This window comes from Paranoxybacillus vitaminiphilus, from assembly GCF_003259935.1.
Classification (GTDB): domain Bacteria; phylum Bacillota; class Bacilli; order Bacillales; family Anoxybacillaceae; genus Paranoxybacillus; species Paranoxybacillus vitaminiphilus.
The window spans coordinates 45,064-53,065 of sequence record NZ_QLMH01000018.1; the positions used below are offsets into that span (position 1 = coordinate 45,064).

10 protein-coding genes and 2 rRNA genes are annotated in these 8,002 nt (G+C 37.3%); 1 reads left to right on the top strand and 11 read right to left on the bottom strand.

Annotated elements, in window-relative coordinates; translation table 11 throughout:
- Positions 1-193: 193 nt before the first annotated feature.
- A complete protein-coding gene (locus B0I26_RS15090) occupies positions 194-478 on the top strand; it encodes an AbrB/MazE/SpoVT family DNA-binding domain-containing protein (RefSeq protein WP_111646243.1) in 285 nt (94 codons plus the stop codon).
- 38 nt (positions 479-516) lie between these two features.
- Here B0I26_RS15090 and rsmI read toward each other — a convergent pair whose 3' ends face one another.
- The 11 genes from rsmI to B0I26_RS15145 all read right to left on the bottom strand — a co-directional run.
- Entirely contained in the window at positions 517-1,392 is an 876-nt protein-coding gene (gene rsmI / locus B0I26_RS15095; protein ID WP_111646244.1) for a 16S rRNA (cytidine(1402)-2'-O)-methyltransferase, read from the bottom strand.
- Entirely contained in the window at positions 1,367-1,648 is a 282-nt protein-coding gene (locus B0I26_RS15100) for a GIY-YIG nuclease family protein (RefSeq protein WP_111646245.1), read from the bottom strand. The genes rsmI and B0I26_RS15100 overlap by 26 nt, the downstream gene beginning before the upstream one ends.
- Positions 1,638-2,378 (bottom strand): tRNA1(Val) (adenine(37)-N6)-methyltransferase, encoded by a 741-nt coding sequence (locus B0I26_RS15105; RefSeq protein WP_111646246.1) that lies wholly within the window; start codon positions 2,376-2,378, stop codon positions 1,638-1,640. Before B0I26_RS15105 ends, B0I26_RS15100 begins: the two co-directional genes overlap by 11 nt.
- A gap of 171 nt (positions 2,379-2,549) precedes the next feature.
- A complete protein-coding gene (gene yabA, locus B0I26_RS15110; protein ID WP_111646247.1) occupies positions 2,550-2,918 on the bottom strand; it encodes a DNA replication initiation control protein YabA in 369 nt (122 codons plus the stop codon).
- Between the two features lie 13 nt (positions 2,919-2,931).
- Positions 2,932-3,759, bottom strand: a complete 828-nt coding sequence (locus B0I26_RS15115; protein WP_111646248.1) for a PSP1 domain-containing protein — start codon at positions 3,757-3,759, stop codon at positions 2,932-2,934.
- Positions 3,752-4,762, bottom strand: coding sequence for a DNA polymerase III subunit delta' (gene holB / locus B0I26_RS15120; protein ID WP_181502929.1), 1,011 nt, complete (start codon positions 4,760-4,762; stop codon positions 3,752-3,754). Before holB ends, B0I26_RS15115 begins: the two co-directional genes overlap by 8 nt.
- Positions 4,763-4,851: 89 nt before the next feature.
- Positions 4,852-5,481 (bottom strand): dTMP kinase, encoded by a 630-nt coding sequence (gene tmk / locus B0I26_RS15125; RefSeq protein WP_111646250.1) that lies wholly within the window; start codon positions 5,479-5,481, stop codon positions 4,852-4,854.
- 40 nt (positions 5,482-5,521) lie between these two features.
- The gene (locus tag B0I26_RS15130) at positions 5,522-6,958 is read right to left on the bottom strand and encodes an aminotransferase class I/II-fold pyridoxal phosphate-dependent enzyme (protein WP_111646251.1); all 1,437 of its coding nucleotides are present in this window, start codon (positions 6,956-6,958) and stop codon (positions 5,522-5,524) included.
- A 74-nt stretch (positions 6,959-7,032) separates the two neighbouring features.
- Complete coding sequence (locus B0I26_RS15135; protein WP_111646252.1) at positions 7,033-7,236, bottom strand: sigma factor G inhibitor Gin; 204 nt, start codon at positions 7,234-7,236, stop codon at positions 7,033-7,035.
- A gap of 231 nt (positions 7,237-7,467) precedes the next feature.
- Positions 7,468-7,584, bottom strand: a 5S ribosomal RNA gene (gene rrf, locus B0I26_RS15140).
- A 323-nt stretch (positions 7,585-7,907) separates the two neighbouring features.
- A 23S ribosomal RNA gene (locus B0I26_RS15145) occupies positions 7,908-8,002 on the bottom strand; the annotation flags it as partial.

The following is an 8,002-nucleotide window of genomic DNA, read 5'->3' on the forward strand; positions in this document are numbered from 1 at the left end:
TTTTTACATGGTGATTAATTAAAAATCCTTTTATATCAATAATTTCCGAATACAAATATACATTTTTTTTTAATTTTACATATAAAAGGATTGACGTTTAATGGAAAGATTGATATGATTAAGCCATGAAGTTTTGTCGAATATTGACGAAAAAGATAATAAAATATAAATTACATGGAGAGGAGATTATTATATGAAATCTACAGGTATTGTTCGTAAAGTTGATGAATTAGGCCGCGTCGTTATTCCTATTGAGTTGCGCCGCACACTAGGCATCGCTGAAAAAGACGCATTAGAAATTTATGTTGATGATGAACTTATTATTTTAAAGAAATATAAACCAAATATGGCATGTCAAGTAACTGGCGAAGTTTCTGATGACAACCTTAAGCTGGCTGACGGCAAAATCATTTTAAGCCGTGAAGGTGCTGAACAGCTTCTTAAAGAAATTCAAGCTCATTTACAATCAACAAAATAAAAAAGAGTTTCTCTAGATTTTTCTAGAGAAACTCTTTTTTATTTTCCATGATACTCTTGATATACTTCACGCTTAGTCATATTTCTATCTCTCGCCGTTTGTTTAATCGCTTCCTTTGGCGTCAATTGTTTTTCATTTATATAGTAATTCACATGTTCAATAAGCGAGAGGCTTTGCCACCATTCTTCTTTACTTTGATTTTCTTCTTTTGTTCCTTCGACAAGGATACAAAATTCGCCGCGAATTTCGCTTTCTTTTGCCCATTGTAAAACATTTTCTATATCGCCGCGAATGAACTCTTCAAATCGTTTTGTTAACTCGCGAGATAAAACCGCCCGTCTATTTCCTAAAACTTCATACATCATTTCCAACGTTTCTTGTAACCGGTGAGGCGCTTCATAAAAAATCATTGTATCACGAATGTGTACTAACGATTCCAACTGCTTTCTTTTTTCCTTTTTATTACGGGAAAGAAAACCAAAAAAATAAAAGTGCTCTGTTGGCAATCCAGAAGCAATCAAGGCAGTTAATGCCGCATTAGCTCCTGGAAGAGGAATGACGATACAGTTTTCTTTTATTGCATCGACAACGAGCTCATAGCCGGGGTCAGAAATCGCTGGTGTTCCCGCATCGCTTACCAATGCAACATTTTTCCCTTCGAGCAACCACTCCATAATTTTTTTTCCGCTTGTCATTTTGTTATGTTCATGATAGCTGACAACAGGAGTTGCAATGTCAAAGTGATTCAATAATTTTTTTGTCTGTCTTGTATCTTCCGCCGCAATTACATCGGCTTCTTTCAGCACACGCAAAGCGCGAAGTGTAATATCCTCTAAATTTCCAATTGGAGTAGGGACAATATAAAGCTTGCCAGTAACATGATTTTCTTCAAAGCTTTTCTGCCGTGAAAACATCTTTTTGCTCCTTTATAATAAATTGTTCCTTTTCTTTTCGCGATAATTGTTTAAACCGATACTCTGCTTGCAATGCCTCTCGCTTTGTTTGATATTTCCTGGAAAATATTAACTTTACTGGAGTGCGGCTTCTCGTATATTTGGCACCTTTTCCTTCATTATGCTTGCGAATGCGTACCGTTAAATTATTTGTATATCCAGCATAATAGCTGCCATCAGAACATTCGACAACATAGAAATAGTGATTATTCTCCATAAAGAATTCGCTTTGTTTCCTCCGTATATTCATTATTTTCATTATATACAATAAGCGGCGGCAAGACTTTTAAATCCGGATTGCCATCTTTTATCCCTTCAATTAAAATCGTATTGGCTTCTTTCCCTAATTTTGGATAAACAAAACGAAGACGCTTTGGCTCTAATCGATATTGCCGCATTAATGTAACAATATCAAGCAAACGCCCCGGACGATGGACAAACGCCGCTTTTCCTCCTTGCTTCAACAATTGACTGCTGATTCTAATCACATCTTCTAACGTACAATAAATCTCATGGCGTGCGATGGCCAGATGTTCATTTTTGTTGATTTCATCTGCGCTCGGCGTTGGAAAATACGGTGGATTACAAGTTACGACATCGTATTTACTATAGCCTAACTGACTAGGTGCATCCTTTATATCTCCATGAATAATTTTAATTTGCTTTTCAAGCTTGTTATATTCGACACTTCTTTTTGCCATACTATAAATTCGCTCTTGAATTTCGATACCAATAATACTGCCCTTTGTCCTCTTGCTCAGCAGCAATGGAATGACTCCATTTCCCGTACATAAATCAACAATGTTTCCTTTTTGAATCGGCATATAAGCGAATTTAGCCAAAAGCACAGCATCTAGTGAAAAAGCAAACACGGATGGACTTTGAATAATACGCAAGTCCTCACCTAAAAGATAATCAAATCGCTCATCATGATACAATTCAACCATTCCGATAACCTCTCTGCTAAAAATTCTACATTGAAGAAAAGGAGGCTGTCTCAAAAATCCAGGGTCAGATCCCACAACGCAATATATAGATCATAATGTTGGGATAAATGAACTATATATTTTGAAACGCGCGTGAGGTCAGACCCTTATGAGACAGCCTCGTAAAAACTGTTAATTACTTTTATTTAAAAAAGATAAACAAAACAAACAATCTCCTTCTTTTCTTACACTTCCATAATGAATATGGCAAATGTGAAATCCTTCCTGATAAAGGCGTGCCAGATTATCGTATCCTTCTCCAATATCTACTTGCTTTCTTTCCTTCTTATTTTTGCTATTTTTTCCTTTTCTTTTTGCTGCCTTCGTTTCCCCCGCAGTTTGTTCAAGCCGACGGCGTAAATGCTCATTTTCCATTTTTAAATGTTGATTCTCCTCCAGCAGCTGGGCAAGATGTTCTTTCAGCTCACCAAGCTGGCGATATAAATGGCTAATTTGTTCTTCCATACTTGCTACCGATTGAAATAGCTCTTTCTTATCCACGTAATCCACCTCATTAATCTGTGGCTTGAATCGATAGGACTCCTTCTTTAATTAATTCATCAATTGTATATTCAACCACACGCTCACGCTCTGTTAATTCCACTTGTAAAACTCTCTCTAAAATATTCAAACCGACTACTCTTCCAAGCCCGTGCGGAGTTTCAATATATTCACCGAGATCTGGAAGCTGTTCTTTCGCCGTTTCGTACTCATCATTTTCATATTTTAAACAACACATTAAACGGCCGCAAAGACCAGAAATTTTCGTTGGATTTAGCGATAAATTTTGATCCTTTGCCATTTTTATCGATACAGGATCAAAGTCTCCTAAAAACGTCGAACAGCATAATATTCGCCCGCATGGACCTATGCCGCCTAACATTTTTGCCTCATCGCGCACACCAATTTGCCGTAATTCAATACGAGTACGGAAAATAGCGGCTAAATCTTTAACTAACTCTCTAAAATCAACCCGGCCATCAGCGGTGAAATAAAAAATAACTTTATTGCGGTCAAATGTATATTCGACATCGACAAGCTTCATATCGAGGCCGTGCTCTTCAACCTTTTTTAAACAAATTTCATACGCTTCTTTAGCTGCTTTTTTGTTTTCTTCAACAATGAGCTTGTCTTTCGGCTCAGCAATACGAATGACTTTTTTTAATGGTAAAACGACATCATTTTCATCAACTTGCTTCTTATTAATAACTACCTTTCCGTATTCAATCCCTCGCACCGTTTCAACAATGACATACTCACCAGTAGGAATCGTTAAATCCCCTGGATCAAAATAATAAATTTTCCCCGCTTTTTTGAAGCGGACACCGACTACATCATACAAATGTTAATCCCTCCTGCAATTTCAGCACTAATTGCTCCATCAAAAGCTGCGGGTTCATATTTGTATTTAAACGTGCTTTTGCTTGTAAAATGGCTGTCATATTTTCTGCAATCCGCTTCTGTGACAAAGTAAGAGCTAATTGATTTAAATAACTAATCTGATCCTTGTAAACGACTTTTTCTGTTTCGCCTAATTGAATATATATTAAATCTTTATAAAGATATAATAACAAATCTAACCCCAAATCGATTTGCTGCTTTTCCGCAAAATGTTGAATCCATTGTTCTTGAACAATAAAAAGGGCTTGCAAATAATTTTTGTGCAACGCTTCATATAATTGTAACACTATTTTTCGAGCTTGTGCAAACCAATCATCCCGACTTAATTCGAGAGCATGTTCTCGATTGTTAGTGACATGAGCAGCAAGGAGTGCAAAGTGCGATGGAATGTGTTGCTCTTTTAAATAATCAGCAATAGCGTTTGGTGGCAGTGGTTTGAAGGATAAAACTTGGCATCGAGAAACAATGGTGTTCAACATCCGATGATACTGTTCAGTCAACAGAATAGCCACTGTTTCGGAGTTGGGTTCCTCTAAAAACTTCAATAAACTATTTGCTGCATTAACTGTCATCCGATCAGCATGTTCAATAATATAAAGCTTTTTGTTAGACTCGACGCCTGTCTTTGAAAACTCTGATTGTAAAGTTTCAATTTGCGCCTTCTTAATCGATTGACCATCCGGCTCAATCACATGAACATCCGGATGATTCCCAGAATCAATTCTTCGGCAGTTGATACAGCTATTGCAAGGCTTGTATCCGTTGCGATTTATACAAAATAAACTTTTTGCAAATAAAAGGCTGACATCTTTCTTTCCGGTACCGCGTTGTCCTTCAAATAAATAAGCGTGAGCAACCCGTCCTTTTTGAAGGCTCTTTGCAATCATTTTTAACACCGTAGGCTGATATTGTTCAAGTTGCTCCCATACAATAGACACTCTCATCACTCTCTTATCATTTATTGTTTATTTTAACACGTTTTCATTTGTTCATCATTTTATGTTTAATGGAAGAATCTCTTGCATCTTCCTAACTACGATTGAATTCTTTGCATAATAATCTTTGCTGTTTCTTCAAAAACTTCATCAATCGTTCGATTCGCATCAACTTGAATAATTCTATCTTTAAACCTCTTTACTAACTGCAAATACCCTTCACGGACTTTATAATGAAAGGAAAAACTCTCCATATCGAGACGATTGATTTCACGCAGTTTGTTTTTATTAATCCGCTCTAAACCGATTTTTGGATCCAAATCAAAATAAACGGTTAACGAAGGCATGCATCCGTTAATGGCAAACTCATTAATCGCTAACACCTCATCGATCCCTAACCCCCTTGCAAATCCTTGATAAGCAAGAGAGCTATCAATGAAACGGTCACATAAAACAATTTTCCCCTCGTTAAGCGCTGGTACAACTCTCTCGACTAAGTGCTGTCTTCGCGCCGCAGCATAAAGCAGTGCCTCTGTGCGTGCATCCATGCTTTTATGCTCAGGATTTAAAATAACAGCACGGATCTTCTCGGCAATTTCAATTCCTCCCGGTTCGCGAGTTGAAATAACTTCAAATCCTTGTTCCGTTAAAAATTTCTCTACTAATTGTATAATCGTCGTTTTTCCCGCTCCATCCGGTCCTTCAAATGAAAAAAAGTAGCCTGCCATGATTGTAAATCTCCCTTCAACTCTAAACTAAACAATACTTTCACATTTTGAATACTTTTAATTGGTTAGACGACAAAAATTTTCCTCCCTGGAATCGGGAGCCGCTATTTTTTAAATAATGAATTAGCTCAATATGTTCTTTCGTAATTATTTCTCCTATAAACAAAACCGGAATCCCTGGTGGATAAGGAATGAGCATTTCCGCAGCTACCAATCCTTCTGCATTTTCTAAAGAAACAACTCTTGTAGGTAGGTTTTTCAGCTTTTTATAGGAATATGACTGAGAAACTCGTGGTAAAGTGTACGGTCGTAATAAATGTATATAAGATGAATCATATTTAATTCCTCGTAAAGCATGTTTTATTTTTTTACTTACCTCTCCAAAATTTTCTAATAACGCTAAAGGATAAACAAAAAGCACATTAAAAGGATCAGCTAATTCCGTAAATATTCCCTCTTTTTCCAATAATGACTGTAATTGATAACCAGATAAAGAACTTCTTGTCTGTACGGTTATTTTTAATAAATCTGTTGTAACAACCGGGTCTGCTGATTCTGCTACCGCAATACACTCTATCTCTTTTAATAATCCTTTAAAACGCTCAATTTCTTTACTAATCTGGTTGATATCCTCCTGTGATAAATTAGCTAAATAGTTTCGCGCTAAATCAAGTGATGCCATAATCGGATATGAAGGACTGCTAGATTGAAAAACTTGCAAAAAATACTTTACCTTCTCTTCATCTACTAGTTGACTGTTAAAATGCAAATAAGACCCCATTGTCATTGCCGGCAATGTTTTATGCGCCGACTGAACGACTAAATCAGCACCGCACGCAACCGCTGTTTTCGGAAAAGGAGTTCCTAAAGCAAAGTGAGCCCCATGTGCCTCATCAACAAGAACAGGTATACGATAAGAATGGGCTAATTTTACAATTTCTGTTAGATCGATAGCCATGCCGTAATAATTTGGATTCGTTAAAATTAAAGCAGCGGCATTTGGATGACGCTCTATTGTTTCTTTAATAGTATTATAAGAAACATACGAAGCAACACAAACATCACGATCAAATTCTGGAGAAATAAAAACAGGCTCTGCACCAACTAGCTGTAATCCATTGATAATGGATTTATGACAATTTCGCTGGACAATTATTTTCTTATTTTCTTCACAAACCGCAAAAATCATCGTTAAATTTCCAGAAGTTGAACCATTCACTAAAAAAAATGTTTTTTGTACGCCAAAAAATTCAGCCGCTAACATTTGCGCTTCAGCAATAACGGATTCCGGTTGGTGCAAATCATCTAAACCGTTCAGCTCGGTTACATCTATATGTAATAAGTGTTTGTAATCTTCTTTGCCCATGTCTGTAAACACTGTTCCGTATTTATGACCGGGAACATGAAACGAAATGGGATTTAATAAAGAGTGATGCTTTAAAGCTGTGTATAAAGGTGTTTGTTGTTGTCTATTCATATTTTCTCATCCTTTTTTCATTTTTCAATTAATATATTAAAATAAAAAGGTCCTTAATGGCAGGACCTTATGTTTCATGAATATATCTCTTTATTTCGAATTTTTTTTAGTTGCTGTAAATAAAAGCGGTATTTAGGATCATCTGTATTAGTTTGTATCATATCTTTTTCACAGTCAGAACAAATAAACTTTGTATATAAATGAATCCCTTTTAATTTCGGCTGCTCACATATGATGCATGTCTCTTCAATGAATGGATTAGTTGTAGACGAATACATTTCTCCACCTCCCATCTATCATATTTTCCAAATTTTCAAGCTTATATACTTACAAAATATGTTTTCGATTTTATATTCGTGTTTGCCCATTTTTACATGAGAATAAAATGCCATTATTCATGAAACCAAAAACAGCACTTCTATTCTACATTAGGAAATCTTGCAAGCGGTTAGGCCAATAAAAAAACAGAGGTTAAAACGAATCATCGTTTTAACCTCTGTTTTTCACTCGCCTGGCAACGTCCTACTCTCGCAGGGGCGTTAGCCCCAACTACCATCGGCGCTGGAGAGCTTAACTTCCGTGTTCGGGATGGGAACGGGTGTGACCTCTCCGCCATCGTCACCAGACCATCTACCTTGATTTTACTTCCTTGCAGGTCTGCGCCGAGGAATCCATCATCTTCGAATCAGCTCGAAGACGCAGGCGCAAGCCATACAGGTGCAGGCCTGTTTAGACGCAGGCACAGACTGTCAGGGATTATTCCCTCAAAACTAGATAACCGATATTTCTAGTATTCATGGAGAAGCTGCACTCGCTTCGCTTTTCGAGCTGTCTAGCTCCGGCAACCAACCGCTCGGGGTCAAATAACCTTCCTCCATCGAAACGCAAGCGTTTCTCGTCGGAAGAACATTCGCCCTACGAGGCTAAACAGTCGCCTCCGCTCTTCTTCTTGGTTAAGTCCTCGATCGATTAGTATCCGTCAGCTCCACGTGTCGCCACGCTTCCACCTCGGACCTATCTACCTCGTCATCTTCGAGGGATCTT

What these genes read in the sequence shown, in the direction of transcription:
- B0I26_RS15090 (WP_111646243.1), top strand. Translation starts at nt 194, where the DNA reads ATGAAATCTACAGGTATTGTTCGTAAAGTTGATGAATTAGGCCGCGTC.
- rsmI (WP_111646244.1), bottom strand. Translation starts at nt 1,392, where the DNA reads ATGTTTTCACGGCAGAAAAGCTTTGAAGAAAATCATGTTACTGGCAAG.
- B0I26_RS15100 (WP_111646245.1), bottom strand. Translation starts at nt 1,648, where the DNA reads ATGGAGAATAATCACTATTTCTATGTTGTCGAATGTTCTGATGGCAGC.
- B0I26_RS15105 (WP_111646246.1), bottom strand. Translation starts at nt 2,378, where the DNA reads ATGGTTGAATTGTATCATGATGAGCGATTTGATTATCTTTTAGGTGAG.
- holB (WP_181502929.1), bottom strand. Translation starts at nt 4,762, where the DNA reads ATGAGAGTGTCTATTGTATGGGAGCAACTTGAACAATATCAGCCTACG.
- tmk (WP_111646250.1), bottom strand. Translation starts at nt 5,481, where the DNA reads ATGGCAGGCTACTTTTTTTCATTTGAAGGACCGGATGGAGCGGGAAAA.
- B0I26_RS15130 (WP_111646251.1), bottom strand. Translation starts at nt 6,958, where the DNA reads ATGAATAGACAACAACAAACACCTTTATACACAGCTTTAAAGCATCAC.
- B0I26_RS15135 (WP_111646252.1), bottom strand. Translation starts at nt 7,236, where the DNA reads ATGTATTCGTCTACAACTAATCCATTCATTGAAGAGACATGCATCATA.